27 protein-coding genes are annotated in these 25095 nt (G+C 67.7%); 16 read left to right on the top strand and 11 right to left on the bottom strand.

Features of this window, described 5'->3' with window-relative positions; all coding sequences use genetic code 11:
- The first annotated feature begins 75 nt into the window (after positions 1-75).
- From OEJ36_RS23670 to OEJ36_RS23655, 4 genes are read left to right on the top strand one after another with little or no spacing between them, the layout of a single operon-like run.
- A complete protein-coding gene (locus OEJ36_RS23670; RefSeq protein ID WP_021216815.1) occupies positions 76-384 on the top strand; it encodes a PepSY domain-containing protein in 309 nt (102 codons plus the stop codon).
- Positions 384-698, top strand: a complete 315-nt coding sequence (locus OEJ36_RS23665) for a PepSY domain-containing protein (RefSeq protein ID WP_184492279.1) — start codon at positions 384-386, stop codon at positions 696-698. Before OEJ36_RS23670 ends, OEJ36_RS23665 begins: the two co-directional genes overlap by 1 nt.
- Entirely contained in the window at positions 698-1366 is a 669-nt protein-coding gene (locus tag OEJ36_RS23660; RefSeq protein ID WP_021216817.1) for a response regulator transcription factor, read from the top strand. Before OEJ36_RS23665 ends, OEJ36_RS23660 begins: the two co-directional genes overlap by 1 nt.
- Positions 1363-2688, top strand: a complete 1326-nt coding sequence (locus tag OEJ36_RS23655; protein ID WP_263403605.1) for a sensor histidine kinase — start codon at positions 1363-1365, stop codon at positions 2686-2688. The genes OEJ36_RS23660 and OEJ36_RS23655 overlap by 4 nt, the downstream gene beginning before the upstream one ends.
- Here the strand turns inward: OEJ36_RS23655 and OEJ36_RS23650 are convergent.
- From OEJ36_RS23650 to OEJ36_RS23630, 5 genes are all read right to left on the bottom strand, one after another.
- Positions 2685-3209: an AAA family ATPase gene (locus tag OEJ36_RS23650; protein ID WP_263403615.1), complete on the bottom strand. Its 525-nt coding sequence runs from the start codon at positions 3207-3209 to the stop codon at positions 2685-2687. The genes OEJ36_RS23655 and OEJ36_RS23650 overlap by 4 nt on opposite strands.
- On the bottom strand, positions 3206-3769 hold the full coding sequence (pnuC, locus tag OEJ36_RS23645) for a nicotinamide riboside transporter PnuC (protein WP_043246466.1): 564 nt from the start codon (positions 3767-3769) through the stop codon (positions 3206-3208). The genes OEJ36_RS23650 and pnuC overlap by 4 nt, the downstream gene beginning before the upstream one ends.
- 39 nt (positions 3770-3808) lie before the next feature.
- The gene (locus tag OEJ36_RS23640; protein ID WP_263403604.1) at positions 3809-4348 is read right to left on the bottom strand and encodes a hypothetical protein; all 540 of its coding nucleotides are present in this window, start codon (positions 4346-4348) and stop codon (positions 3809-3811) included.
- A 101-nt stretch (positions 4349-4449) separates the two neighbouring features.
- On the bottom strand, positions 4450-5055 hold the full coding sequence (locus OEJ36_RS23635) for a hypothetical protein (RefSeq protein WP_263403603.1): 606 nt from the start codon (positions 5053-5055) through the stop codon (positions 4450-4452).
- 17 nt (positions 5056-5072) lie between these two features.
- A complete protein-coding gene (locus OEJ36_RS23630; protein WP_263403602.1) occupies positions 5073-6704 on the bottom strand; it encodes a methyl-accepting chemotaxis protein in 1632 nt (543 codons plus the stop codon).
- 249 nt (positions 6705-6953) lie between these two features.
- Between OEJ36_RS23630 and OEJ36_RS23625 the strand changes: the two genes are divergently transcribed.
- Together OEJ36_RS23625 and OEJ36_RS23620 are read left to right on the top strand one after the other, a co-directional pair.
- Positions 6954-7784: an undecaprenyl-diphosphate phosphatase gene (locus OEJ36_RS23625; protein ID WP_263403601.1), complete on the top strand. Its 831-nt coding sequence runs from the start codon at positions 6954-6956 to the stop codon at positions 7782-7784.
- Between the two features lie 92 nt (positions 7785-7876).
- Positions 7877-8851, top strand: a complete 975-nt coding sequence (locus tag OEJ36_RS23620) for an alpha/beta fold hydrolase (protein WP_263403600.1) — start codon at positions 7877-7879, stop codon at positions 8849-8851.
- A gap of 180 nt (positions 8852-9031) precedes the next feature.
- On the opposite strand, the gene acnA is transcribed toward OEJ36_RS23620, so the two are convergent.
- A complete protein-coding gene (acnA, locus tag OEJ36_RS23615; RefSeq protein WP_263403599.1) occupies positions 9032-11773 on the bottom strand; it encodes an aconitate hydratase AcnA in 2742 nt (913 codons plus the stop codon).
- 213 nt (positions 11774-11986) lie between these two features.
- Here acnA and rlmM point away from each other — a divergent pair, with 213 nt between their 5' ends.
- Together rlmM and tusA are read left to right on the top strand one after the other, a co-directional pair.
- Positions 11987-13042 carry a 23S rRNA (cytidine(2498)-2'-O)-methyltransferase RlmM gene (gene rlmM / locus OEJ36_RS23610; protein ID WP_263403598.1) on the top strand — a complete coding sequence of 352 codons (1056 nt, stop codon included), beginning with the start codon at positions 11987-11989 and terminating at the stop codon, positions 13040-13042.
- Between the two features lie 90 nt (positions 13043-13132).
- A complete protein-coding gene (gene tusA / locus OEJ36_RS23605) occupies positions 13133-13372 on the top strand; it encodes a sulfurtransferase TusA (protein ID WP_263403597.1) in 240 nt (79 codons plus the stop codon).
- 59 nt (positions 13373-13431) lie between these two features.
- Here the strand turns inward: tusA and OEJ36_RS23600 are convergent, their stop codons facing one another.
- Positions 13432-14805, bottom strand: coding sequence for an MATE family efflux transporter (locus OEJ36_RS23600; RefSeq protein WP_263403614.1), 1374 nt, complete (start codon positions 14803-14805; stop codon positions 13432-13434).
- 305 nt (positions 14806-15110) lie between these two features.
- Between OEJ36_RS23600 and pdxB the strand changes: the two genes are divergently transcribed.
- A complete protein-coding gene (gene pdxB / locus OEJ36_RS23595; protein ID WP_263403613.1) occupies positions 15111-16253 on the top strand; it encodes a 4-phosphoerythronate dehydrogenase PdxB in 1143 nt (380 codons plus the stop codon).
- Positions 16254-16328: 75 nt separating this feature from the next.
- Here pdxB and OEJ36_RS23590 read toward each other — a convergent pair whose 3' ends face one another.
- The gene (locus OEJ36_RS23590) at positions 16329-16505 is read right to left on the bottom strand and encodes a PA1571 family protein (RefSeq protein WP_021216831.1); all 177 of its coding nucleotides are present in this window, start codon (positions 16503-16505) and stop codon (positions 16329-16331) included.
- A gap of 194 nt (positions 16506-16699) precedes the next feature.
- Between OEJ36_RS23590 and OEJ36_RS23585 the strand changes: the two genes are divergently transcribed.
- From OEJ36_RS23585 to OEJ36_RS23560, 6 genes are all read left to right on the top strand, one after another.
- Positions 16700-17839, top strand: coding sequence for an ATP-NAD kinase family protein (locus OEJ36_RS23585; RefSeq protein WP_263403596.1), 1140 nt, complete (start codon positions 16700-16702; stop codon positions 17837-17839).
- A 291-nt stretch (positions 17840-18130) separates the two neighbouring features.
- Positions 18131-18529 carry a GFA family protein gene (locus tag OEJ36_RS23580; protein ID WP_263403595.1) on the top strand — a complete coding sequence of 133 codons (399 nt, stop codon included), beginning with the start codon at positions 18131-18133 and terminating at the stop codon, positions 18527-18529.
- A gap of 2 nt (positions 18530-18531) precedes the next feature.
- The gene (locus OEJ36_RS23575; RefSeq protein WP_263403594.1) at positions 18532-19110 is read left to right on the top strand and encodes a DUF1287 domain-containing protein; all 579 of its coding nucleotides are present in this window, start codon (positions 18532-18534) and stop codon (positions 19108-19110) included.
- A 90-nt stretch (positions 19111-19200) separates the two neighbouring features.
- Positions 19201-19641, top strand: a complete 441-nt coding sequence (locus tag OEJ36_RS23570) for a thiol-disulfide oxidoreductase DCC family protein (RefSeq protein WP_043246484.1) — start codon at positions 19201-19203, stop codon at positions 19639-19641.
- Between the two features lie 71 nt (positions 19642-19712).
- Positions 19713-21485: an ABC transporter transmembrane domain-containing protein gene (locus OEJ36_RS23565; RefSeq protein ID WP_263403593.1), complete on the top strand. Its 1773-nt coding sequence runs from the start codon at positions 19713-19715 to the stop codon at positions 21483-21485.
- 22 nt (positions 21486-21507) lie between these two features.
- Complete coding sequence (locus OEJ36_RS23560; protein WP_263403592.1) at positions 21508-22617, top strand: saccharopine dehydrogenase NADP-binding domain-containing protein; 1110 nt, start codon at positions 21508-21510, stop codon at positions 22615-22617.
- 132 nt (positions 22618-22749) lie between these two features.
- Here the strand turns inward: OEJ36_RS23560 and OEJ36_RS23555 are convergent, their stop codons facing one another.
- Together OEJ36_RS23555 and OEJ36_RS23550 are read right to left on the bottom strand one after the other, a co-directional pair.
- Positions 22750-23031, bottom strand: a complete 282-nt coding sequence (locus OEJ36_RS23555) for a pyrimidine/purine nucleoside phosphorylase (RefSeq protein WP_263403591.1) — start codon at positions 23029-23031, stop codon at positions 22750-22752.
- An 88-nt stretch (positions 23032-23119) separates the two neighbouring features.
- Positions 23120-23668 (bottom strand): exonuclease domain-containing protein, encoded by a 549-nt coding sequence (locus tag OEJ36_RS23550; RefSeq protein ID WP_263403590.1) that lies wholly within the window; start codon positions 23666-23668, stop codon positions 23120-23122.
- Positions 23669-23789: 121 nt separating this feature from the next.
- Between OEJ36_RS23550 and OEJ36_RS23545 the strand changes: the two genes are divergently transcribed.
- The gene (locus OEJ36_RS23545; protein ID WP_021216840.1) at positions 23790-24662 is read left to right on the top strand and encodes an NAD(P)-dependent oxidoreductase; all 873 of its coding nucleotides are present in this window, start codon (positions 23790-23792) and stop codon (positions 24660-24662) included.
- Between the two features lie 49 nt (positions 24663-24711).
- Here the strand turns inward: OEJ36_RS23545 and OEJ36_RS23540 are convergent, their stop codons facing one another.
- Complete coding sequence (locus OEJ36_RS23540; RefSeq protein WP_043247147.1) at positions 24712-25053, bottom strand: DMT family protein; 342 nt, start codon at positions 25051-25053, stop codon at positions 24712-24714.
- Positions 25054-25095: the final 42 nt, after the last annotated feature.

Raw genomic sequence — 25095 nt, 5'->3', positions numbered from 1 at the left:
AAATTCAGCTTGAGTTAATTGGCCTTCGCTAAGGTGTACCCATCGAAGACAGATATCCCCCCAAGGAGATGCACCATGAAAAAACTCACTGCCCTGTTCGCCGTTGCCACCCTCGCTGCCACTGCCGGTATCGCCCAGGCCCGTGACCTGGGACCGGACGAAGCCCTGAAGCTGCGTGACGCCGGCACCATCCAGTCGTTCGAGAAGCTCAACGCCGCCGCCATCGCCAAGCACCCCGGCTCCACCGTCAACGAGACCGAGCTGGAAGAGGAATACGGCCGCTACATCTACCAGGTGGAACTGCGTGATCCCCAGGGCGTGCAGTGGGACCTGGAGCTGGACGCCACCAATGGCCAGATCCTCAAGGATCACCAGGACGACTGATGCGACTGATCATGCGCTACAGCGGCATCGTCGCCCTGGTCCTGGCGGTCTTCGCCCTCGAAGCGGTCGCCCGTGACCTGGACCAGGACGAAGCCCTGAAGCTCCGCGAGGAAGGCGTGATCATGCCCCTCGAGCAACTGCTGCACCGAGCCCTGGGGTTGTACCCCGGGGCTCGCTTGTTGGAAGCGGAGCTGGAAGAGGAAGACGATGTCTATGTCTACGAAGTCGAGCTGCTGACCACCGAAGGCGTGGTGCGGGAACTGGAACTGGATGCCCGTGACGGTCGCATCCTGAAGGACGAGGAAGATGACTGATGCGCCTGCTGCTGGTTGAGGATCACGTACCCCTGGCGGACGAACTGCTGGCCGGGCTCGGCCGCCAGGGCTACGCGGTGGATTGGCTGGCCGACGGCCGCGACGCCGCCCACCAGGGGGCCAGCGAACCCTATGACCTGATCGTGCTGGACCTCGGCCTGCCCGGGCGCCCCGGCCTCGACGTGCTGCGCGAGTGGCGCGCCGGCGGCCTGGCCACACCGGTGCTGATCCTCACCGCGCGGGACTCCTGGGCCGAGCGTATCGAAGGCCTCAAGGCCGGCGCCGATGACTACCTGACCAAGCCCTTCCACCCGGAGGAGCTGGCCCTGCGCATCCAGTCGCTGCTGCGCCGCGCCCGCGGCCTGGCCAACCAGCCGCACCTGGAAGCGGCCGGCCTGCAGCTGGACGAGGGGCGCCAATGCGTCACCCGGGGCGGCGAAGAGGTGGACCTGACCGCCGCCGAGTTCCGCCTGCTGCGCTACTTCATGCTCCACCCCGGCCAGTTGCTGTCCAAGAGCCACCTGGCCGAGCACCTCTACGATGGCGAGACCGAGCGCGATTCCAACGTCATCGAGGTCCACGTCAACCACCTGCGGCGCAAGCTCGGCCGCACCGTGATCGAAACCCGCCGAGGCCAGGGCTACCGCTTCACCGGTGCCACCGAGTGAGGTCCATCCAGCGCCAGCTCAGCATCGGCCTGGTGACCCTGCTGCTGGTGGTCGGGCTGCTGCTGGCCCAGGTCAGCCTGTGGCTGTTCGACGACGGCCTGCGCCGCCACCTGGAAGGCAACCTGCGCAGCGAGGCGGAAAGCCTGCTGGCCGCTCTGGTGCGCGGGCCCAACGGCATCCAGCTGGACGAACAGAAGCTCAATCCGGTGCACCAGCAGCCCTATTCCGGGCGCTACTTCCTGATCCGCATCGATGACAAACCCTGGCGCTCGCGCTCCCTCTGGGATACTGAGCTCGCCATGCCCGAGCGGCCCGGCCTCACCGCCGAGCTGCTGCCCGGCCCCAACGACCAGCAGTTGCTGACCTATCGCGGTGACTACCGCCGCTTCGGCCGCCAGGTGAGCATCGCCGTGGCCCAGGACTACACGCCCATCCTCGACAGCTTCCGTCGCGTGCAGTGGACGGGTGTCGCCCTGGGGGCTGCCGCCTTGCTGCTGGTGCTCGCCCTGCAACGCTATACCGTGCGCCGCGCCCTGCGCCCGCTGGAGCGGGTGCGCCGGCAGATCGCCCAGCTGCAGCAGGGCCAGCGCAGCGAACTGGACGCCCGCGTGCCCCTGGAGCTGGAGCCGCTGGTGGGCCAGGTCAACCACCTGCTGGCCCACACCGAAGACACCCTGCGCCGCTCGCGCAACGCCCTGGGCAACCTTGGCCACGCGTTGAAGACGCCTCTGGCGGTGCTGGTCAGCCTGGAATCCCGCGACGAGCTGCGCGAGCACCCGGAGCTGCGCGCCACCCTGGCCGAGCAGCTGGAACAGATCCAGCAACGCCTGGCCCGGGAACTGGGCCGCGCGCGCCTGGCCGGGGAAGCGTTGCCGGGCGCGCATTTCGATTGCGATGCGGAGTTGCCGGGGCTGTTCAATACCCTGTCGATGATCCATGACAGCCAGCTCGACCTGGACTGGGACGCCGCCGCCGGGCTGCGCCTGCCCTGGGACCGCGAAGACCTGCTGGAGCTGCTGGGCAACCTGCTGGACAACGCCTGCAAATGGGCCGAGACCCAGGTGCTGCTGTCCATCTCCGTGCAGGCTGGCAGCTACCGCCTGAGCGTAGACGACGACGGCCCCGGCATCGCCGAGGAACAGCGCGAGTCGGTGCTGGACAGGGGCTCGCGGCTGGACGAACAGGTCGCCGGTCACGGCCTGGGGCTGGGCATCGTGCGGGACATCGTCGACGCCTGGGGCGGCAGCATCCGCTTGCTGGAAAGCCCCCTCGGCGGGCTGCGTGTGCTGGTGGAACTGCCGGCGCCGGCTGCTCGCGCCTAGCCCGCCAGCAATCGCGCCACCGCCGCCAGGGCCAGGCGCTGGCGCTCCTGCCAGTCACCGCCCAACACCTCGAAGCGCTGCCCGTTGGCCACCAGCCAGTCCTGGCTGGCGCTGAAGAAGGCCTGGCGTTCGCTCAGCTCCGGCTGGCAGCGCTGGCCATCGCCCAGCCACTCCACCCCTTCAGGACGCAGCAGCAGGTGCAGGTCGTAGTGCCGTGCCAGCAACTCGGTCTCCAGCCAGGCGGGGCAGTCGCCGAACAGGGTGCGGCTCCAGAGCATGTTGCTCAGCAGATGGGTGTCGAGGATCAGCAGGGCAGGGCGCCGGGCGCGGGCCGCGTCTTCGCGCTGCAGCTGGCCACGGGCAATGGCAGGGATGTCGGCGTAGCAGGTGTCGCGGCGCTGCTCGTCGATGAAGTCGCGCACGTACTCACTGACCACCTCGCCGCCGAAGCGCGCTTGTAACTCACTCGCCAGCCAGCTCTTGCCACTGGATTCCGGCCCCGCCAGCACCACCACCTTCATGCTGGGCTCGCCTGCGGCTGCCGCCATTGGCGCCAGCCGTGCACGGCCAGCAGGGTGAACAGCACGTAGAGCGCGGCGGTCAGGTACAGCGCCTTGCTGATGAACAGGCCGACGAAGATCACGTCCACCACTATCCACAGGGCCCAGCATTCCAGGCGCTTCTGTGCCATCCAGACCTGGGCCACCAGGCTGAAGGCGGTGAGGGCGGCGTCCAGCCAGGGCGCCGCGGCGTCGGTGTGGGTGGCCATCAGGTAGCCCAGGCTCAAGGCGCCGGCGGTACCGAGGGCCAGGCTCAGCAACAGGCCGTTGCGTGCCAGGCGCGTCACCTCGCGGCCCTCGTGGCGATCTCCGCCTCGGGTCCACTGCCACCAGCCGTACAGCTGCAGCACGGCGTAGATCATCTGCAACAGCATGTCGGAGTAGAGCTTCACCTCGAAGAAGATCCAGGCATAGATCAGCACCATGACCAGGCCGATGGGCCAGCACCAGCGGTTCTGCCGGGTGGTGAGCCAGACGGCCAGCACGCCGATCGCGGCGGCGAAGAGTTCAAGTGGCGACACGGGCGGCCCTCGTGAAATAAGCCGCCGATTGTAACGGCTTCAGCCGGCGGCGGGCGCCCTGGTTGCGAGGCGTTGCTGGTCCTGGCGTTCGCGTTCGGTGCCCAGGTAGGGCTCGCGTGTGCCCAGCAGGTGGTCGAACCAGGGCCGGGTCACGCACCAGTTGGCATGGGGGTTGGGGCCCATGTGGTGGTCGTAGTGCCAGGGCAGGTGGCTGCGGGCCCAGTCCGGGTCTTCGTGGGAGCGACGGTGCACACGGTAGTAGTTCGCCGCGCAGTACCAGAGCGTCGCGGTGAACCAGGGCGCCAACAGCCACAGCGGGCTCGCGGCCAGGCTCGCCAGCAGCAGCGCCCAGGCTTCCTTGCCCTGAGCGTGCAGGCCCAGCGGGAAGCGTTCGTAGCAGGGGTCGCGGAACCCATGGCGGCGGGCGTTGCCATGGTGTTCGTGGAAATGGAAGCTCCAGAAGCGCCCGCGCACCCGGCCCAGGCCGTGGAGCACATGCTTGTGGAAGAACCATTCGATGAAGTTGGCCAGCAGCAGGCCGGCGATGACGCTCAGCGGGGCTTCGAGGTACCAGGGCATGGCGGTGGGTTTCCTTGGCGGGTCGTGGGTCGACTCTAGCCAGGAGGGCGATGCCCGGTCTTGCCCCTGCTGCCCGGTTTACCGGGCGCCCGGGGCAAGCCTCAGCAAACCAGGCTGTCGGCCTGGCGGTAGAGCATCAGCAGCTTGCGGGTGATGCTCTGCTGGATATCGTCGCGCTCGAAGGTGGAGAGGTGCGGCAGCTTGTGCACCTGCAGGCGGTGCAGGTGGATGTAAGGCATCTGCTGGTCGAACTCGCGCAGGTCGCCCTTCATCAGAATCGGCAGGAACACGTCGCCGCGCTTGCGCTGGTTGCTGATGATCTGCGCCAGCGCCGGCTTGAAGGGCATGGTCTTGGGCTTCGGCCCGCCTTCCTCGATGCGCGTGCTGAGCAGCAGGCCCGGCTTGCCGAGCACCACGCCGGGCAGCACGCAGAGGCCGGTCTTGAGCACTGCGCTGGCCTCGATCCCGTGCAGGGTGTCGTGGAAGGCATAGGGGTTCGGCAGCACCACCATCTTGCGCCCGAGGTCGGCGGGGAAGTGCAGGTCGTAGTTGGTGTACAGCTGGCGCGTGGACTCGGAGTACACGCACAGGCGGTTCTCGAAGAGGCGGATGAACCGCTCGGCCAGCTCGCGGCGGGCGATGCTGTCCAGGTCCCAGATCAGGTCCTGGTTCTGCTGTTGGCCGAGGTCGACCTCTTGGTGTTCCATGTTGCCCATGCCGGTCCTCAAACGCGGAATTGTCTCAACAAGCGGTTCAATTGTTCGGCCAGTTGGCTGAGCTGCTGGCTGGCGGCGCTAGTCTGCTCTGAAGCCATCGCGTTGTCATGGGCCAGGCTGGCTGCCTGGGTCACATTCTGGTTGATGTCTTCCACCACGTGGGATTGTTGCAGGGTGGCGCTGGCGATGGAGGCATTGAGCCCGGTGAGGTTGCGCAGCGACTGGGCGATCTGCCCCAGGCTCTCGCCGGCCTGGCTGGCCTGCTCCACGGTCAGTTGCGAGGCGCGGCTGCTTTCGTTGATCACCTTCACCGCCGCCTCGGAGTTGCCCTGCAGGCGCTCGATCATGCCGTGGATCTCGGCAGTGGATTTCTGCGTGCGCTGGGCCAGCAGGCGTACCTCGTCAGCCACCACGGCGAAGCCGCGGCCCTGTTCGCCGGCGCGGGCGGCTTCGATGGCGGCGTTCAGCGCCAGCAGGTTGGTCTGTTCGGCGATGGAGCGGATCACCTCCAGCACGGAGCCGATCTGCGAGCTTTCCTCGGCCAGCGAGCGGATCACCTCCACCGCCTGGGCGATGGTGTCGGACAGCTGGCCGATCTGCCGCAGGCTGCTGTCGATGTTGCTCTGGCCGAGGCGCGCCTGGTCTTCGGCGGTGCGCACTTCACTGGCGGCGTGCTCGGCGTTCTTCGCCACGTCCTGCACGCCATAGGTGACCTCGTTGATGGCCGTGGCCACCAGTTCCATCTGCTGGGACTGCTGTTCGCTCTGCCGTTGGCCGTTGCTGGCGATGCCACCGAGGGAGCCGGCGGCCTGGTCCAGGGCACCGGCGGCGTCCAGCGACTGGCGGATGACCCCGCGCAGCTTGCTGGTGAAGGCGTTGAAGTGGCCGGACAGTGCGGTGATCTCGTCGCGCCCCTGGCTGTCCAGGGCGCTGGTCAGGTCGCCCTCACCGCTGGCGATGGCGGCCATGGCGGCGACCACTTCCTCGAGCGGGCGGGTGATGCTGCGGGCGATCACCACCACCAGCACCGCCATGATCAGGGCGATCACCAGGCCGATGGCCGAGGCGTGCAGGGCCTGGGACCAGAACTCGCCCTGCATGTCGTCGATATAGATGCCCGAGCCGATCACCCAGCCCCAGGGCTCGAACAACTGCACATAGGACACCTTGGGCACCGGGTCGCTGGCGCCCGGCTTGGGCCAGCGGTAGTCGACGAAGCCGGCACCCTTGCTGCGGGCCACGGCCACCATGTCGTTGAACAGCGGCTTGCCGTCCGGGTCCTTGTAGCCGGAGAGGTCCTGCCCCTCCAGCTTCGGGTTGGTCGGGTGCATGACCATGCGCGGGGTCAGGTCGTTGATCCAGAAGTAGTCGTTCTTGTCGTAGCGCAGGGCGCGGATGGCCTGCATGGCCTGCTTCTGCGCCTCCTCGCGGGGCAGGGTGCCGGCGGCTTCCTGGGCCTGGAAGTGCTGCAACACGCCGGCGGCGGTCTGCACCACGTGCTGGGTCTTGAGTTCCTTGCCGTGCAGCAGGTCGGTGTGGATCTGCTGGAGCATCACCACCCCGAGGATCACCAGCATCGACACCGAGACGATGAGGATCAGCCAGAGACGGCGGCTGATGGGCAGACTGCGAAGATTCATGGTCCGGCGCTCCTGGCTTGTTATTGTTCGGCAGCGGATTTCGCGTTCCGGAGCGGTCTTTGCCGCGCGCGAATCCATAGCATGTCTGATAGCATTTCGGCCCTTGGCCGGCAAACCTGATAACAGATCGTCGGCCGGGAACCCGCGTCCTCGTGGCTGGTCTCAGCCGCGCGCGGTACCCGCCTGGGGCCATATCACTTACACATTCGCAAGAGCAGGCCGCCGCTTGGCGCGCCTTGGGGAGTTCCGATGGATTTTTGGACGGCCTTTCAGGCCCTGATACTGGGCGTTGTCGAAGGCATTACGGAGTTCCTGCCGATCTCCAGCACCGGCCACCAGATCATAGTCGCTGATCTGATCGGCTTCGGCGGCGAACGCTTCCAGGCGTTCAACATCATCATCCAGCTCGGCGCCATCCTCGCCGTGGTCTGGGAATACCGGCGCAAGATCCTCGAGGTGGTGGTCGGCCTGCCCCGCGAGCGCAGTGCCCAGCGTTTCACCGGCAACCTGCTGGTGGCGTTCTTCCCGGCCGTGGTGCTGGGCGTGGCCTTCGCCGACCTGATCCACCACTACCTGTTCAACCCCATCACCGTCGCCACCGCCCTGGTGATCGGCGGGGTGATCATGCTGTGGGCCGAGCGCCGCGAGCATGCGATCCAGGCCGAGACGGTGGATGACATGAACTGGAAGCAGGCCCTCAAGGTGGGCCTGGCCCAGTGCCTGGCACTGGTGCCCGGCACCTCGCGCTCCGGCGCCACCATCATCGGCGGCCTGCTGTTCGGCCTGTCGCGCAAGGCGGCCACCGAGTTCTCCTTCTTCCTCGCCATGCCCACCATGGTCGGCGCGGCGGTCTACTCGGGCTACAAGTATCGCCACCTGTTCCAGCCGGCGGACCTGCCGGTATTCGCCCTCGGCTTCGTGGTTTCATTCATCTTCGCGATGATTGCCGTGCGCGCCCTGCTCAAGTTCATCGGCAACCACAGCTACGCCGTCTTCGCCTGGTACCGCATCGGCTTCGGCTTGCTGATCCTCGCCACCTGGCAGTTCGGCCTGATCGACTGGGCCACCGCGCAAGGCTGAGTCCCGAGCATTCGCGATATCGATAAAGGCGTGCCCCAGGGCGCGCCTTTGTCATAGTGGGCGCCTGCACCGCTACGGATGAAGGAAAGCCCATGAGCGCGCTCGAACATCGCCTGCTGGAGGTCAACGGCATCCAGCTCGGCCTGCATTGCGCCGGCCCCGAGGATGGGCGGCCGCTGTGGCTGCTGCACGGCTTCCCGGAATGCTGGCATTCCTGGCGCAACCAGATCGAGCCGTTGCTGGCCGCCGGCTACCGGGTGCTGGTGCCGGAGATGCGCGGCTACGGCAGCAGCAGTGCCCCGGCCGACCCCGCCGCCTATGACCTGATCACCCTCTGCGGCGACATCCAGGCCGCCATGGACGCCCTCGGCCAGCACGAGGCCTGCGTCATCGGCCACGACTGGGGCGCCCCGGTGGCCTGGCACCTGGCCCTGCTGGAGCCGCAGCGGGTCAAGGCGGTGGTGGGCATGGCGGTGCCCTTCGGTGGCCGCCCGAAGCAACCGGCCACCGAGGCGATGCGTCAGCACTTCGCCGACCGCTTCAACTACATCCTCTATTTCCAGGAGCCGGGCGTCGCCGAGCGTGAGCTGGATGCCGACATACCGCGCACCCTGCGGATGATGATGCACAACAGCTCCGCCGCCGTGCCCCGGGACTTCTTCCTCCAGGACAAACCCGCCGGCGCGACCCTGTTCGACGGCATGCAGGACCCCGGCCGATTGCCGGACTGGTGCGACGAGGCCGCCTTCGCCGAATACCTGAAGACCTTCGAGGGGCGCGGCTTCCATGGTGCGCTCAACTGGTACCGCAACTTCGAGCGCAGCTGGCAGCGCAACGAGCCGCTGCAAGGCCGCCAGGTGCTGCAGCCGGCGTTGTTCCTCATCGGCGACAAGGACCCGGTCGGCACCCTCGAAGCCCACAGCATCAAGGTCATGCCGCGCAGCGTGCCCGAGCTGGAGCAGCACGTGATCGCCGAGTGCGGGCACTGGCTGCAGAACGAAAAGCCGCGCGAGGTGAACGCCCATCTGCTGGGCTTCCTGGCGCGGCACTATCCGAACGACACATGATCTTCAGGGGGGATGGGCGGCAGCGAATTCATTCGCGATTTCCGGCACCGAGCCCATCGCGCTTGAAACCGCTCCCACGGGATTGGGCGACTGAAGTCGCCCCTACAAAGAGAGGGTCGGGAAGGTTGTAGGGGCGAATTCATTCGCCCGCTTCTGGTTCGCCCCTACAGGTCTCCCGGGTCAGCTGGCCAGCAACTGGCGCAGCACGTAGTGGAGGATGCCGCCGGCCTTGAAGTACTCCACCTCGTTGAGGGTGTCGATGCGGCACAGCACCTCGACCTTCTCCGTGGCGCCGTCTTCGCGGGTGATCTCCAGGGTCAGCGGTATGTGCGGGCGCAGCTTGACGCCACTGAGGCCGTGGATGCTGATGGTCTCCTTGCCGGTCAGGCCCAGGCTCTTGCGGTCGGTGCCGTCCTTGAACTGCAGCGGCAGCACGCCCATGCCCACCAGGTTGGAGCGGTGGATGCGCTCGAAGCTCTCGGCGATCACCGCCTTGACCCCCAGCAGGTTGGTGCCCTTGGCCGCCCAGTCGCGGGAGGAGCCGGTGCCGTATTCCTTGCCGGCGAAGATCACCAGCGGCGTGCCTTCCTCCTGGTAGCGCATGGCCGCGTCGTAGATGGCCAGCTTCTCGCCGCTGGGCACGTGCAGGGTGTTGCCACCTTCCTCGCCACCGAGCATCTCGTTACGGATGCGGATGTTGGCGAAGGTGCCGCGCATCATCACTTCGTGGTTGCCGCGCCGCGAGCCGTAGGAGTTGAAGTCCCGTGGCTCCACGCCGTTCTCCCGCAGGTAGCGCCCGGCGGGGCTGTCGGCCTTGATGTTGCCGGCGGGGGAGATGTGGTCGGTGGTCACCGAGTCCCCCAGCAGGGCGAGGACCCGGGCCTTTTGCACGTCTTCCACCTTGGGCGGCGCACCGGCGATATCGGCGAAGAAGGGTGGGTGCTGGATGTAGGTTGAGTCAGCCTGCCAGGCATAGGTGTCCGCTTCGGGCACCTGGATGGCGCGCCACTTCTCGTCGCCGGCGAAGACTTCGGCGTATTCCTTGCGGAACATCGCGGTGTCCACCTTGGCGATGGCGTCGGCGATCTCCTTCTGGCTCGGCCAGATGTCCTTCAGGTACACCGGCTTGCCGTCCTTGCCTTCGCCCAGCGGTTCGCGGCTGATGTCCAGGCGCACGCTGCCGGCCAGGGCATAGGCCACCACCAGCGGCGGGGAGGCCAGCCAGTTGGTCTTCACCAGCGGGTGCACGCGGCCTTCGAAGTTGCGGTTGCCCGAGAGCACCGAGGCCACGGTCAGGTCGCCCTGCTGGATGGCTTTCTCGATGGGGTCCAGCAGCGGGCCGGAGTTGCCGATGCAGGTGGTGCAGCCGTAGCCCACCAGGTCGAAGCCCAGCTCGTCGAGGTACTTCGTCAGCCCGGCGGCGGCGAAGTACTCGGTCACCACCTTGGAACCGGGCGCCAGGGAGCTCTTCACCCAGGGTTTGCGGGTCAGGCCCTTTTCCACGGCCTTCTTCGCCACCAGGCCGGCGGCCATCATCACGCTGGGGTTGGAGGTGTTGGTGCAGGAGGTGATGGCGGCGATCACCACCGCGCCGTCGCTCAGGCGATGAGTGCGGCCTTCGTACTCGTAGTCCATCACGCCGCTCTGCACGTTGCCGCCGACGGCGGTACCGCCGCCGCCCTCGCTGAGCAGGCGGCCGTCCTCCTTGGCGCTGGGCTTGAGCTGCAGGGCGATGAGATCGTCGAAGGTGCTGGCCACCTGGGTCAGCGGCACCCGGTCCTGCGGGCGCTTGGGGCCGGCCAGGCTGGCTTCCACCGTACCCATGTCCAGGGCCAGGCTGTCGGTGAACACCGGTTCGTCACCGGCGTTGCGCCACAGGCCCTGGGCCTTGCAGTAGGCTTCCACCAGCTTGACCGTGGACTCCGGGCGGCCGGAGAGGCGCAGGTAGCCGAGGGTGATGTCGTCCACCGGGAAGAAGCCGCAGGTGGCGCCGTATTCCGGGGCCATGTTGGCGATGGTGGCGCGGTCGGCCAGGGGCAGGTCGGCGAGGCCGTCGCCGTAGAACTCGACGAATTTCCCCACCACGCCCTTCTTGCGCAGCATCTGGGTGACGGTGAGCACCAGGTCGGTGGCGGTGATGCCCTCCTTCAGCTTGCCGCTGAGCTTGAATCCGATCACCTCGGGAATCAGCATCGACACCGGCTGGCCGAGCATGGCCGCCTCCGCCTCGATGCCGCCCACGCCCCAGCCGAGCACGCCGAGGCCGTTGATCATGGTGGTGTGGGAATCGGTGCCCACCAGGGTGTCGGGGAAGGCGTAGGTCTTGCCGTCCTCGTCGCGGGTCCAGACGGTGCGGCCCAGGTACTCGAGGTTGACCTGGTGGCAGATGCCGGTACCCGGCGGAACCACGCTGAAGTTGTCGAAGGCGTTCTGGCCCCAGCGCAGGAAGGCGTAGCGTTCGCCGTTGCGCTCCATCTCGATCTCGACGTTCTGCTCGAAGGCCTCGGGGCTGGCGAAGCGGTCCACCATCACCGAGTGGTCGATCACCAGGTCCACCGGGGACAGCGGGTTGATCTTCTGCGGGTCGCCACCGGCCTTGGCCACGGCGTCACGCATGGCGGCCAGGTCGACCACGGCGGGTACGCCGGTGAAGTCCTGCATCAATACCCGCGCCGGGCGGTACTGGATCTCGCGCTCGGAGCTGCGGGTCTTCTGCCAGGCCACCAGGGCTTCGAGGTCTTCGGGGCCGACGGTTTCGTTGTCTTCCCAGCGCAGCAGGTTTTCCAGCAGCACTTTCAGGGACAGGGGCAGCTTGTCGATGCTGCCGAGGCTCTTGGCGGCCTCTGGCAGGCTGAAGTAGTGATAGGTCTTGCCGTCCACCTCGAGGGTGCGGCGGCTGTTCAGGCTATCCAAAGAAGGCATGTGCTATCTCCTTGTGGCCCACACGGCATGGGCCGGCATACGAACACAACCCTAGAAACTAGCTCTGCTTAGCAAGGGCTGCCATGTTCAAGACTCTGGTCCCGGCACCATGGTTCCTCCTGGTTCATCACCGCTGGCGTAGGATTTTTCCATCCGCCGCTGTGTGAAATCGGGCGCTTCGGCTCTATAGTGCGCGGCCAAGGAGACACCCCGATGAATAGCCTGTTCCTGCACTGCCGCCCCGGTTTCGAGGGTGAGGTGTGCGCCGAGATATCCGACCTGGCCGCCCGACTGGACGTGCCCGGCTACGCCAAGGGCAAGGCCAGCAGCGCCTATGCCGAGTTCATCTGCCAGGACGCCGACGGCGCCGAGCGGCTGATGCGCGGCCAGCGCTTCGCGCGCCTGATCTTCCCGCGGCAGTGGGCCCGTGGCGCCTTCGTTGCGCTGCCCGAGACCGACCGCATCAGCGTGCTGCTGGAGCACCTGGCCGACTACCCGGTCTGCGGCAGCCTGTGGCTGGAGGTGCTGGACACCAACGAAGGCAAGGAGCTGTCGAATTTCTGCAAGAAGTTCGAGGCGCCCCTGCGCAAGGCCCTGGAGAAGGCCGGCCGCTTGGTGGATGACCCGGGCAAGCCGCGCCTGCTGCTGACCTTCCGCAGCGGCCGCGAGGTGTTCGCCGGCCTCGCCGAGGCGGACAACTCCGCGCTCTGGCCCATGGGCATCCCGCGCCTGAAATTCCCTCGCGAGGCGCCGAGCCGCTCCACTCTCAAGCTGGAGGAGGCCTGGCACACCTTCATCCCCCGCGAGCAGTGGGACACCCGTCTGTCCGAGGACATGACCGGCGTCGACCTGGGCGCTTCCCCGGGTGGCTGGACCTACCAACTGGTACGCCGCGGCATGCTGGTCACCGCCATCGACAACGGCCCCATGGCCGAGAGCCTGATGGACACCGGGCTGGTGCAGCACCTGATGGTCGACGGCTTCACCTTCAAGCCCAAGCAACCGGTGGACTGGATGGTCTGCGACATCGTCGAGAAGCCGGCGCGCAACGCCGCGCTGCTGGATACCTGGATAGGCGAGGGGCTGTGCCGCGAGGCGGTGGTCAACCTCAAGCTGCCGATGAAGCAGCGCTACGCCGAGGTGCAGCGCCTGCTGCAGCGCCTGGAAGACAGCTTCCGCAAGCGCAAGATCAAGGTCTCCATCGCCTGCAAGCAGCTCTATCACGACCGCGAGGAAGTGACCTGCCACCTGCGTCGCCTGGACCGCTGAGGCCGCGCGCCCAGCCGCGCCGGGCATCGGCCGGGCTGGGCGTGCTCGGCGCTTTTACGCCACAATGGCGACCTGTTCCTGGAGTACCCCATGTCCCATCAGCCTGATGCCATTCTCGATGCCACCGGCCTCAACTGCCCCGAGCCGGTGATGATGCTGCACAACAAGGTGCGTGACCTGCCGTCCGGCGGCCTGCTCAAGGTCATCGCCACCGATCCGTCGACCCGGCGGGATATCCCCAAGTTCTGCATGTTCCTCGGCCACGAGCTGGTGGAGCAGGGCGAGGAGGCCGGTACCTACCTGTACTGGATCCGCAAGAAGGCCGAATGAGGCCCGCCTCGACTCGATAAAAAGAAGCCCGCATTGCGCGGGCTTCTTGCTGTGTGGCGTCAGGCCGGTTCGGCCAGGGCCGTCACGCGGTCGCTGCTGCGGATGCGCGAGCGCGCGCTGCGGGCCACGCGGAAGGTCAGCATCACCGCCGCCACCGTCAGGCCGGCGATCAGCCCCTGCCATAGGCCGCGCGGGCCGGTGGGCTCGCCCAGCCAGTCGGTAAGCCCCAGCAGGTAGCCGATGGGCAGGCCGATGCCCCAGTAGGAGAACAGGGTGAGGATCATCGTCACCCGCGTGTCCTGGTAACCACGCAGGGCGCCGGCGGCGGTGACCTGGATGGCATCGGAGAATTGGAACAGCGCGGCGAACACGATCAGCGATGCGGCCACCGCGATGACCTGGGCATCGGGGGTGTAGATAGCGGCGATCTGCTCGCGGAACAGCAGCATCAGGCTGGCCGACAGGCAGGCATAGGCCAGCGCCGTGGCCATGCCCACACCCGCGGAGAAGCGCGCGTCACGCGGCGTGCCACGCCCCAGGGAGTGGCCGACGCGCACGGTCACGGCCATGGCCAGGGAGTAGGGAATCATGAACACCAGCGAGCTGAAGTTCAGCGCGATCTGGTGCCCGGCCACCACGTTGGCGCCCAGCCCGCCGATCAGCAGGGCGATCACCGCGAAGATGCTCGACTCGGCGAAGATCGCGATGCCGATGGGCAGGCCCACGCTCAGCAGGCGCTTGATCACCGCCCAGCGCGGCGTCTCGAAGTGGGTGAACAGGCCGCTCGGCTTGTACACCTTGGCGATGTTCACCCAGGCCAGCATGCCGAAGAACATCAGCCACATGGCGGTGCCGCTGGCCCAGCCGCAACCGACGCCGCCCATGGCCGGGAAGCCCAGGTGGCCGTAGATCAGCACATAGTTGAGCGGGATGTTCAGCAGCAGCCCGCAGATGCCCAGCACCATGCTCGGGCGGGTGCGGCCCAGGCCATCGCTGTAGCAGCGCAGCACCTGGTAGAGCGCCACCGCCGGCAGGCCGAAGGCGATGCCGTGGAGGTAGCCCATGCTCGGGGTCACCAGGTCTTCCTCCACGCCCATCATGCGCAGCACGGGTTCGGCGCAGAGCAGCAGGCCGGCGCCGGCGAGGCCGACGACCACCGCCAGCCACAGGGCCTGGCGCACCAGCGGGCCGATCTCGGCATCCTGGTTGGCACCGTGGCGCTGGGCGACCTTGGCCGTGGTGGCGAGGAGGGTGCCGGTCATCAGCAGGAACACCGGCACCCAGATGGAGTTACCCAGAGCCACGGCGGCCAGGTCGCGCGGGCTGACGCGGCCGGCCATCACGGCGTCGACGAAGCCCATGGCCGAGTGGGAGAGCTGGGCGATCATGATGGGCAGGGCAAGAGTGAATAGAGCACGCAATTCGCGACGCATACGGTCGAGGCGAGTTTGGTTTGTCACGGGGGTCTTTCCATGGCTGTGAAGCGTTCACCGGTACGGCGGTGGCGTCCGTATTGCTCGTGGCCCACGGGGTGGGCAAGCCTGGCTGCGATGGGCTCGCAACGGGCGCTGACCTGGCCGTGGCAAGGGGATTGCCGGCGATAGGGGGACAGCGGAGGCGGAAGACGGCCTAGTCTACGCGCTGACGGCACGGTCAGGAAAGAGGGCGATGCACCTGGTTGGGGCGACGCCGGGTCGGGGGATTCCGTAGAATGACCGCCTTGCCCCTGGAGAGCACCATGCGCATCCTCGCCGACGAAAACATCCCCCTGGTCGACGCCTTCTTCGGCGGTTTCGGCCCCATCCGCCGTATGCCGGGCCGTGCCATCGACCGTGCCGCCCTGGGCGACGCCGAGGTGCTGCTGGTGCGCTCGGTGACCCGTGTGGACCGCGCCTTGCTGGAAGGCAGCGCGGTGCGCTTCGTCGGCACCTGCACCATCGGCACCGATCATCTCGACTTGGGCTGGTTCGCCGAGGCCGGCATCGCCTGGTCCAGCGCGCCCGGCTGCAATGCCCGTGGCGTGGTGGATTTCGTCCTGGGCAGCCTGCTGACCCTGGCCGAAGACGAGGGCGTGGCGCCCTCGACCCGCACCTACGGCGTAGTCGGCGCCGGCCAGGTGGGCGGACGCCTGGTGGAGGTGCTGCGTGGCCTGGGCTGGCGGGTGCTGGTCTGCGACCCGCCACGCCAGGCGGCCGAGGGTGGCGACTACGTCGACCTGGCCACCGTGCTGGAGCAGTGCGATGCCATCAGCCTGCACACGCCATTGGACAAGGGCGGCGCCCATCCCACCCACCACCTGCTGGGGGCCGCCGAGCTGGCGCGGCTCAAGCCCGGCTGCTGGCTGATCAATGCCAGCCGGGGCGCGGTGGTGGACAACCGGGCGCTGCGCGATGCGTTGCGGGCCCGTTCGGACCTCCGCGCCGTGCTGGACGTCTGGGAAGGCGAGCCGGAGGCCGATCCCGAACTGGCAGCACTGTGCCGCATCGCCACGCCACACATCGCCGGCTACAGCCTGGACGGCAAGCTGCGCGGCACCGCGCAGATCTACCAGGCCTTCTGCCGCGCCGAAGGCATCGAGGAGACGGTGCAGCTGGACGAACTGCTGCCCGCGCCCTGGTTGCCGGAACTGACCCTGGATGCCAGCGCCGACCCGGTCTGGGCGTTGACCATGCTCTGCCGCGCGGTGTACGACCCGCGCCGCGACGATGCCGATTTCCGCCGCAGCCTGGTGGGGGACTCCGCCCAGCGCCGCGCGGCCTTCGACGCCCTGCGCAAGCACTACCCGGTGCGCCGGGAAATCGACGGCCTGCGGGTGCGCCTGCAGGGCGAGGCGCCGCAACTGGCGCAGTGGGTGCGGGCGCTTGGGGCGGAGCTGGCCTGAGGCCGCGGCCCGCCAATGACCCACCAATGAAAAGGCCCGAGCGAATGCCCGGGCCTTCGAATGAAGCGCTGGGAATCAGGCCTGTTTGCGGGCGCCTTCCCAGTGCTTGTCCAGCTCTTTGCAGGCGCGCTGGATCATGCCTTCGGTAATGGGGATTTCCCGACCCTGGGCATCGATTATCGAGCCGCCAACGGGTTGCTGGGGTTGAAGCGGAACGACCCGGCGGGTGGAAGTGCTGTTCTGCAAGCTCATGGCCTGTCTCCTCATCAGGTGGTGCGCGCAGTCTAGGTCCCATAGATGAACGCGCAGTGACAGTCAGGCGCCAGTATTACGCCGTAAAAGCAAAGGACCGGGGGAGATTTGCAGCGATTGTGCCAATCGCGCTTTCCGGCCGGTCCATGGGGTTGACCCGCAACGCGGGCCGAGAGTTCAGCGAAGAGGTTGGCATGTCGATATTCCGAATGGGCCTGATCATCAATCCCCTGGCCGGGCTGGGCGGCGCGGCTGCCCTCAAGGGCAGCGACGGTGTCGCCGAGGAGGCCCTGGCGCGTGGCGCCGTGCCCCGTGCCGAAGAGCGCACCCAGCTGGCGCTGGAATCCCTGCTGCCCCTGGCCGGGCGCCTGGAGTTCCTCACCTTTCCCGGCGCCATGGGCGCCGACCTGCTGGCACGCATGGGCTTCCGCCATCGGCTCATCGGTGCCCTGGAGGCGGCGACCAGCAGCGCCGCCGATACCCGCCACGCCGTGGAGGCGCTGCAGGAGGCCGGCGTGTCGCTGATCCTCTTCGCCGGCGGTGATGGCACTGCCCGTGACGTCAGCGCCGTGGCCCGTGAAGGCCAGCCGGTGCTGGGTATTCCGGCGGGGGTGAAAATCCATTCCGGCGTCTATGCCATCAGCCCGCGCGCAGCGGGGGAGCTGGCGCGGCGGCTGGTGGAAGGCGGCCTGATCCGCCTGGCCAGTGGCGAGGTGCGTGACCTCGACGAGGCGGCCCTGCGCGAGGGCAAGGTAGCGGCCCGCTGGTACGGCGAGCTGACGGTGCCGGTGGAGGGGCAGTTCATGCAGCACGTGAAGCAGGCGGGCATGGAGTCCGAGGAGCTGGTGCTGGTGGACCTCGCCGACTGGCTGGCGGAAAGCTGGGAGGAGGGCGTGCGCTACGTCCTCGGCCCCGGCTCGACCCTGCACGGACTGGCCGCCAACCTCGGCCTGGAGGCCACGCTGCTGGGTGTGGACGTGATCGAGAACGGCCAGCTGATTGCTCGCGATGTCACCGAGGCCCAGCTGTTCGAGCTGGTGGACGGCCACCCGGCCTTCCTCCTGGTCACCGCCATCGGCGGCCAGGGTCACATCATCGGCCGCGGCAACCAGCAGATCAGCCCGCGCGTGTTGCGCGCCATCGGCCTCGAGCGGCTGCGGGTGGTGGCCACCAAGCGCAAGCTCGGCACCCTCGAAGGCCGGCCCCTGCTGGTGGACAGCGGCGACCCGCAGCTGGACGACGCCTTCCCCGATGCGGTGCGGGTCTGGGCCGGCTACAAGGAGGAACTGTTGTACCCGCTGGGCTGGGCCGCCGACGCAGGCTCCGAGTGCTGACTGGCAAATGACTACAACGCCCTGGGAACCAACGCAAACCGCCCAAGGCGGGCGCCCCTGGCGTTGCTGCTGACCGATCCTTAAGGTTGGCCGGGCCTGCCGATCCGGTGCTTGCGCACCTGGCGCATTCTCCTCAGGGCTTATGGTTGGGGCGTCAGGGGCGCAATCCCGGATCGGCAGGCTCCTTTGCACAGCTGAATACCCTTGGCCCGATGGCTCACACCATCGGGCATTTTCCGTTGCCTTCCGCTCCGTTACTCTTGCCGCTGCACATCTGCAAGGAGAGAGAAGATGGTCCAGGGTGGTTGCCTGTGCGGCGGAGTCCGTTTCGAGATCGAGGGTGAGCTGGCGCCGATCCAGAACTGTCATTGCAGCCAGTGCCGCAAGGCGCAGGGCACGCCTTTCGTCACCAATATCCCGGTGGACGAGACGCGCTTCCGCCTGCTGGCGGGGAATGAGCTGCTGCGTGCCTTCAGCTCCTCGCCGGGCAAGCAGCGGGTGTTCTGCGAGCGCTGCGGCTCGCCCCTCTACAGCAAGAGCGAGAAAGCCCCCGGTGTGCTGCGCATTCGCGCCGGCCTGCTGGAAGGCGAGCTGGAAACACGCCCCGCCAACCACGCCTACGTGGCGTCCAGGGCCAACTGGTGGGAAATCCAGGACTCCCTGCCGCAATTCCCTGAAGGGCGGGGCTGACCATGCTCAAGCGACTGTTTTGCCTGTTCCTGCTGCTGGCCAGCCTGGGGGCCCAGGCGGCGGTGGACGCCGTGCGCCTGGTGGATTCGGCGCGCGGCCAGATCGGCGTGACCCTGAGCTACGACCCGGTGTATCGACGCATCGCCTACCCCGGCGGCGACGTGCCCCTGGCCACCGGCGTGTGCACCGATGTGGTGATCCGCGCGCTGCGCGAACAGGGCCTGGACCTGCAGAAGGCGGTGCACGAGGACATGCGCAGCCACTTCTCCGCCTATCCGCGTAACTGGGGTCTGAAGCGCCCCGATCCGAACATCGACCACCGCCGCGTGCCCAACCTGATGACCTGGTTCAAGCGCCAGGGCATGGCGCTGCGCCCCAGCGACCAGGCCGCCAGCTACCGCCCCGGCGATATCGTCACCTGGGACCTCGGGCGCGGCCTGCAGCACATCGGCATCCTCTCCGACCGCACCGGTGCCGATGGCGCGCCGCTGGCCCTGCACAACATCGGCCGCGGTACCCAGGAAGAGGACATCCTGTTCCGCTACACGATCATCGGCCACTACCGCTTCGCCGAGCGTTGACGGGCCACGAGCACGGGCCGCGCCTGTGCTCGACGGCTTTTCGCGCAGGGCCTAGTATCGACGGCATCCTTTCCTGACCGGGAGCGCGTGATGAGCGCCGATTCCTTTCCTCCCCACATCCAGCCCGGCGAGCGCGTGGTGCTCTTCGATGGCGTCTGCAAGCTGTGCAACGGCTGGGCGCGTTTCCTGATCCGCCACGACCGCGAGCGGCTGTTCAAGCTGGCTTCGGTGCAATCGCCCGAGGGACAGGCCATTCTGCGCTGGTACGGCCTGCCCACCGACCACTTCGACACCATGGCCTACATCGAGGGCCGCGAGCTGTTCGTGCGCTCCGACGCGGTGCTGCGCATCGCCCGCCTGCTGCCCTGGCCATGGCGCCTGGGTGGCGTGCTGCGGGTGATCCCGGCGGCGTTGCGCGACTGGCTCTATGACCGCATCGCGCTGAACCGCTACCGGCTGTTCGGTCGCCACGAGGTGTGCCTGCTGCCGAGCCCCGACCATGAGCAGCGCTTCCTCCAGGCGGGCAACTGAGGCAATAGAGCGGCTGGCGCAGCGGCGGGAAAACCCGCAGAGTGGCGCCTCCTCCCGATCGAGTCCTCGCAATGGGTCTGCTTTCCTCCCGCCAGCGCAATGCGCTGCGCATGGCCGCGCGCTTCGTCGCCCCCTATCGCTGGCGGGTGATCGGCGCGCTGCTGGCGCTGCTGTTCACCGCCGCCATCACCCTGTCCATGGGGCAGGGCATCCGCCTGCTGGTGGACCAGGGCCTGGCGACCCAGTCGCCGGAAGCCCTCAACCATTCGATCATCCTGTTCTTCGCCCTGGTGGTGGCGCTGGCGGTGGGCACCTTCAGCCGCTTCTACCTGGTGTCCTGGGTGGGCGAGCGCTTCGTCGCGGATATCCGCAAGCGCGTGTTCAACCACCTGATCGAGCTGCACCCCGGCTTCTTCGAAACCACCCGTGCCTCGGAAATCCAGTCGCGCCTCACCGCCGATACCACGCTGCTGCAATCGGTGATCGGCTCGTCGCTGTCCCTGGCGCTGCGCAACGGCATCATGATGATCGGCGGCATCGGCCTGCTGTTCGTCACCAACCCCAAGCTGACCGGCATCGTGGTCGTCGCCCTGCCGCTGGTGGTGGCGCCGATCCTGCTCTTCGGCCGGCGGGTGCGGGCGCTGTCGCGGCAGAGCCAGGACCGCATCGCCGATGTCGGCAGCTACGTCGGCGAAACCCTGGGGCAGATCAAGACCGTCCAGGCCTACAACCACCAGGCCCAGGACCGGGCGCGCTTCGGGCGCACCGTGGAAGGCGCCTTCGACACCGCGCGCAAGCGCATCACCCAGCGGGCCTGGCTGATCACCGTGGTCATCGTGCTGGTGCTCGGCGCGGTGGGGGTGATGCTCTGGGTCGGCGGCATGGACGTGATCGCCGGGCGCATCTCCGGCGGTGACCTGGCCGCCTTCGTTTTCTACAGCCTGATCGTCGGTTCCGCCTTCGGTGCCATCAGCGAGGTGATCGGCGAGCTGCAGAGCGCCGCCGGTGCCGCCGAGCGCATCGCCGAGCTGCTGCAGACCCGCAGCACCATCAAGGCCCCGGAGAGCGACCTGCTGCGCCTGCCCGAGCGGGTCGAAGGCGAGCTGGAGCTGCGCGGCCTGCGCTTCGCCTACCCGACCCGGCCGCAGAGCCTGGCCCTCGATGGCATCGACCTGCAGGTGCGCCCCGGCGAGACCCTGGCCCTGGTCGGCCCGTCCGGTGCGGGCAAGTCGACGCTCTTCGACCTGCTGCTGCGCTTCTTCGACCCCACCGAGGGTGAAGTGCGGGTGGATGGCCTGCCCATCCAGCGCCTGGACCCGGCCGATCTGCGCCGTTGCTTCGCCCTGGTGTCGCAGAGCCCGGCGCTGTTCTTCGGCAGCGTCGAGGACAACATCCGCTACGGTCGCCCCGACGCCAGCCAGGCCGAGGTGGAGGCTGCGGCGCGGGCCGCCCACGCCCACGAATTCATCCAGCGCATGCCCGAGGGCTACCAGACGCACCTGGGCGACGGCGGCATCGGCCTTTCCGGCGGGCAGCGCCAGCGCCTGGCCATCGCCCGGGCCTTGCTCACCGATGCACCCATCCTGCTGCTGGACGAAGCCACCAGCGCGCTGGATGCCGAAAGCGAGCACCTGATCCAGCAGGCCCTGCCCGAGGTCATGAGCGGGCGCACCACCCTGGTGATCGCCCACCGCCTGGCCACGGTGAAGAGCGCCGATCGCATCGCCGTCATCGACAAGGGCAAGCTGGTCGCCATTGGCAGCCACCAGGAGCTGGTGCTCAGCAGCCCGCTCTATGCGCGCCTGGCGGAGCTGCAATTTTCCACATCGAACGAGCCGGCCTGATCGGCCTTACAGGGAGTCAGGGGTGACACAGGGATTGAAGGTTCTGGTGCTGGGCGGCTACGGCAATTTCGGCCGGCTGATCGTGCGGCGCCTGCGCAGCATCGAGGGCATCGAGGTGATCGCCGCGGGGCGCGACCTGGCCAAGGCCCAGGCCCTGGCGGCGGAAACCGGTTGCCAGGCGGCGCGCCTGGATATCGACCAGCCCGGGCTGGCCCAGGCCTTCAGCGAGCTGGGTGCCCAGGTGGTGATTTCCACGGTGGGGCCCTTCCAGGGGCAGGACTACCGGGTCGCCGAGGCGGCACTGGAAGCTGGTTGCCACTACATCGACCTGGCCGATGCGCGGGCCTTCGTCTGCGGCATCGACCGACTGGATGAGCGGGCCCGCGAGCGTGGTCTGCTGATCTGCGCCGGTGCCAGTTCGGTGCCCGGCCTCAGCGCCGCCGTGGTGGACGAACAACTGCCGCGCTTCAGCCGCCTGGACAGTATCGAGCACGGCATCAGCTCCTCGGAGAAGACGCCGGGCCTGTCGACCCTGGAGGCGGTGCTCGGCTACTGCGGCCGGCCCGTGCGGCTCTGGCGCGATGGTGCCTGGGGCTCGATCCATGGCTGGCAGGGCCTGCGCCGCCACGCCTTCCGTGCCCCGATGGGCGCGCGCTGGGTGGGTATCTGCGACATTCCCGACCTGGAACTCTTCCCCGCGCGCTACCCGGGCGTGCGCGATGTCAGCTTCCGCGCTGGCGTCGGCCTGCGCCTCACCCAGTTCGGCACCTGGGCGCTGTCCTGGCTGGTGCGCGGCGGGCTGGTGCGCAACGCCGTCGGCCTGGCGTCGTTGCTGCGCAAGGGCGCGGTGCTGGTTGAGCCTCTGGGCGATGGCCTCAGCGGCATGTTCGTGACATTGCGTGGGCTGGACCACCAGGGCCGGCCACTGGTGCTCACCTGGGAACTGGTCGCCCACGACAACGACGGCCCCAACATTCCCTGCATGGCCGCCGTGGCCCTGGTGCGCAAGCTCGCCGCCGGCACTTTGGCCGAACGCGGCGCCATGCCCTGCATCGGCCTGTTCAGCAGCGCCGAATACCTGGCGGAACTGGAAGGGATGCGCATCGAGGTGGATATCAGGGAAGGCGAGTAGCTGAATCGGCTCCAGCTCTTCGTAGGATGGCGTAGAGCGCAGCGAAACCCATCATCGCGGAGCTTTCAGGGGTCCCAGCATCCAGGCAATAAAAAACCGGCCTCATGGGCCGGTTCTTCAACACATCGCGACTCAGCGGTATTCGCAGAGGTAAGCGGTGTCCTGGGCGACTTTCAGCTGGAACTTGCTATTGGCCGGTACAGTGAACTTGCTGCCGGCTTCGAAGGTTTCCCAGCTGTCGCTGCCCGGCAGCTTGACGGTCAGGGCGCCGGCGACGACATGCATCACTTCCAGCTGGCTGGTGCCGAATTCGTATTCGCCCAGGGCCATCACGCCGATGGTGGCGGGGCCTTCGCTCATCCCGAAGGCGATGGATTTGACGGTGCCGTCGAAGTACTCGTTGACCTTGAACATGGCGGGATCCTTGAAAGGGGTTGGAAAAAGGGCCCGCCAGTATGCCCAAGCCGCTTTGCAGCGTCACTAGGCAATGCGGCGGGGCGTTTCAGGAACTGGCAGGCAGCACCAGCGGCAGCAGGCGCGCGGTGTTGCGTGCATCTTCCAGGGCCTGGTGCTGCTGGCCCTGGAAGCTGAGCCCGGCCAGTTGCAGCGCGGTGTGCAGGCCCACGGGCTGCTTGAGCTGGCGGACGCGGGCGAAATGCTGCTTGAGGTTGAGGTGGGGAATGGTGGCGAGGCGGCTGACCAGTTGCTGCTGGCGCCATTCCTGCTCCAGCTGGCGGCGGTCGTACTCGCCCCAACTGACCCAGCTGACCAGGCGCGGCTGGTAGTTCTGCAGCCAGCGTTCGAACGCCGGCCAGACCTGCGCCAGGGGCGCGGCGCTGTCGACATTGGCCTGGCTGATGTGGGTCAGCTGGCGGCAGAAGGTGGTCAGGCAGGGCCGGCGCAACGGGCGCACGAAACGCTGGAAATGGTCCACTTCGCGGCCGTCGGCAGCCACGATCGATGCGCCGATCTCGATGATCTCCATATCTTCCAGGGGCCAACCGCCTTCCTCGGTCGTGGCCTCCAGGTCTATCACCAGCCAGTGCGGCATGGGGCTCTCCTTGGCGCTTGTGGGGTGTCCCGGCAACTTCCGGGCGAGTATGGAGGGCCTTTCGCGGCTCGGCAAACCGCGTGTTAGGCTTCCTGGGACATGCACACGTGGAGGGTTTGAGATGGCGAAGGTGACCTTTATCGGGCTCGGCGTAATGGGCTTTCACATGGCCGGCCACCTCGCGTGCGAGGGGCACGAGGTGCGCGTGTACAACCGCTCGCCGGAGAAAGCCTCGCTCTGGTGCGACGAGTTCGGCGGCGACAGCTTCGCCACGCCACGGGAAGCGGCGCAGGGTTCCGACCTGGTGATGACCTGCGTCGGCAATGACGACGACCTGCGCGCCGTGGTACTGGGCGAGGAGGGTGCCTTCGCCGGCATGCAGCCCGGCAGCGTGCTGGTGGACCACACCACCGCCTCCGCCGAGGTGGCCCGCGAACTGGCGGCGCTGGCTGCCGAGCGCGGGCTGGGCTTTCTCGATGCGCCGGTCTCCGGCGGCCAGGCCGGGGCCGAGAGCGGCATGCTGACGGTGATGATCGGCGGCGAGCGTGAACTCTACGAGCGTGCGGCGCCGGTGATCGACAGTTACGCGCGGATGACCCGGCTGATGGGCCCGGTGGGCAGTGGCCAACTGACCAAGATGGTCAACCAGATCTGCGTCGGCGGGCTGCTCCAGGGGCTTTCCGAGGCGCTGCATTTCGCCCGGCGCTCCGGGCTCGACGCCACGGCGGCCATGGAGGTGATCGGCAAGGGGGCGGCGCAGTCCTGGCAACTGGAGCACCGCCACCAGAGCATGCTCGACGGCAAGTTCGATTTCGGCTTCGCTGTGGACCTGATGCGCAAGGACTTCGCCATCGTCTTCGCCGAGGCCCAGCGCAACGGCGCGCAGCTGCCGGTCACCGAGCTGGTGGATCGTTTCTACGGCGAGATCCAGGCCGAAGGCGGTGGCCGTTGGGACACCTCCAGCCTGATCACCCGCCTCGAACCCCCGAAATGAACCCTGGCGCGATCGGTCGCCATGACCGGCGTGCCACGCATCCCCGGCCTCACGCGCGGAAGATAAAGTACACCGCGCCGAGCAGGCACAGACCGGCCCAGAGGTAATCGAGCTTCAGCGGCTGTTGCATGAAGTAGACGCTGAAGGGCACGAACACCGCGAGGGTGATCACCTCCTGCATGATCTTCAGCTGGCCCACCGACAGCGCGGTATAGCCGATGCGGTTGGCCGGCACCTGCAGCAGGTACTCGAACAGCGCGATCCCCCAACTGATCAGGGCGGCGATGATCCAGGGCTTGGTGTTCAGGGTCTTGAGATGGCCGTACCAGGCGAACGTCATGAAGACGTTGGACAGCGTGAGCAGCAGGGCGGTCTGTAGCCAAACCGGCATGACGGTGACTCCGCGATGTATGGATGCGCGCCAGCCTAAAGG

The organism is Pseudomonas sp. PDM13, from assembly GCF_025685765.1.
Taxonomy (GTDB): Bacteria; Pseudomonadota; Gammaproteobacteria; order Pseudomonadales; family Pseudomonadaceae; genus Metapseudomonas; species Metapseudomonas solani.
Note: the sequence above shows the minus strand (reverse complement) of the source record. Positions and strands in the feature narration are given on the sequence as shown.

What these genes read in the sequence shown, in the direction of transcription:
- OEJ36_RS23670 (WP_021216815.1), top strand. Translation starts at nt 76, where the DNA reads ATGAAAAAACTCACTGCCCTGTTCGCCGTTGCCACCCTCGCTGCCACT.
- OEJ36_RS23665 (WP_184492279.1), top strand. Translation starts at nt 384, where the DNA reads ATGCGACTGATCATGCGCTACAGCGGCATCGTCGCCCTGGTCCTGGCG.
- OEJ36_RS23660 (WP_021216817.1), top strand. Translation starts at nt 698, where the DNA reads ATGCGCCTGCTGCTGGTTGAGGATCACGTACCCCTGGCGGACGAACTG.
- OEJ36_RS23650 (WP_263403615.1), bottom strand. Translation starts at nt 3,209, where the DNA reads ATGAAGGTGGTGGTGCTGGCGGGGCCGGAATCCAGTGGCAAGAGCTGG.
- OEJ36_RS23640 (WP_263403604.1), bottom strand. Translation starts at nt 4,348, where the DNA reads ATGCCCTGGTACCTCGAAGCCCCGCTGAGCGTCATCGCCGGCCTGCTG.
- OEJ36_RS23635 (WP_263403603.1), bottom strand. Translation starts at nt 5,055, where the DNA reads ATGGAACACCAAGAGGTCGACCTCGGCCAACAGCAGAACCAGGACCTG.
- OEJ36_RS23630 (WP_263403602.1), bottom strand. Translation starts at nt 6,704, where the DNA reads ATGAATCTTCGCAGTCTGCCCATCAGCCGCCGTCTCTGGCTGATCCTC.
- OEJ36_RS23625 (WP_263403601.1), top strand. Translation starts at nt 6,954, where the DNA reads ATGGATTTTTGGACGGCCTTTCAGGCCCTGATACTGGGCGTTGTCGAA.
- OEJ36_RS23620 (WP_263403600.1), top strand. Translation starts at nt 7,877, where the DNA reads ATGAGCGCGCTCGAACATCGCCTGCTGGAGGTCAACGGCATCCAGCTC.
- acnA (WP_263403599.1), bottom strand. Translation starts at nt 11,773, where the DNA reads ATGCCTTCTTTGGATAGCCTGAACAGCCGCCGCACCCTCGAGGTGGAC.
- rlmM (WP_263403598.1), top strand. Translation starts at nt 11,987, where the DNA reads ATGAATAGCCTGTTCCTGCACTGCCGCCCCGGTTTCGAGGGTGAGGTG.
- tusA (WP_263403597.1), top strand. Translation starts at nt 13,133, where the DNA reads ATGTCCCATCAGCCTGATGCCATTCTCGATGCCACCGGCCTCAACTGC.
- OEJ36_RS23600 (WP_263403614.1), bottom strand. Translation starts at nt 14,805, where the DNA reads ATGCGTCGCGAATTGCGTGCTCTATTCACTCTTGCCCTGCCCATCATG.
- pdxB (WP_263403613.1), top strand. Translation starts at nt 15,111, where the DNA reads ATGCGCATCCTCGCCGACGAAAACATCCCCCTGGTCGACGCCTTCTTC.
- OEJ36_RS23590 (WP_021216831.1), bottom strand. Translation starts at nt 16,505, where the DNA reads ATGAGCTTGCAGAACAGCACTTCCACCCGCCGGGTCGTTCCGCTTCAA.
- OEJ36_RS23585 (WP_263403596.1), top strand. Translation starts at nt 16,700, where the DNA reads ATGTCGATATTCCGAATGGGCCTGATCATCAATCCCCTGGCCGGGCTG.
- OEJ36_RS23580 (WP_263403595.1), top strand. Translation starts at nt 18,131, where the DNA reads ATGGTCCAGGGTGGTTGCCTGTGCGGCGGAGTCCGTTTCGAGATCGAG.
- OEJ36_RS23575 (WP_263403594.1), top strand. Translation starts at nt 18,532, where the DNA reads ATGCTCAAGCGACTGTTTTGCCTGTTCCTGCTGCTGGCCAGCCTGGGG.
- OEJ36_RS23570 (WP_043246484.1), top strand. Translation starts at nt 19,201, where the DNA reads ATGAGCGCCGATTCCTTTCCTCCCCACATCCAGCCCGGCGAGCGCGTG.
- OEJ36_RS23565 (WP_263403593.1), top strand. Translation starts at nt 19,713, where the DNA reads ATGGGTCTGCTTTCCTCCCGCCAGCGCAATGCGCTGCGCATGGCCGCG.
- OEJ36_RS23555 (WP_263403591.1), bottom strand. Translation starts at nt 23,031, where the DNA reads ATGTTCAAGGTCAACGAGTACTTCGACGGCACCGTCAAATCCATCGCC.
- OEJ36_RS23550 (WP_263403590.1), bottom strand. Translation starts at nt 23,668, where the DNA reads ATGCCGCACTGGCTGGTGATAGACCTGGAGGCCACGACCGAGGAAGGC.
- OEJ36_RS23545 (WP_021216840.1), top strand. Translation starts at nt 23,790, where the DNA reads ATGGCGAAGGTGACCTTTATCGGGCTCGGCGTAATGGGCTTTCACATG.
- OEJ36_RS23540 (WP_043247147.1), bottom strand. Translation starts at nt 25,053, where the DNA reads ATGCCGGTTTGGCTACAGACCGCCCTGCTGCTCACGCTGTCCAACGTC.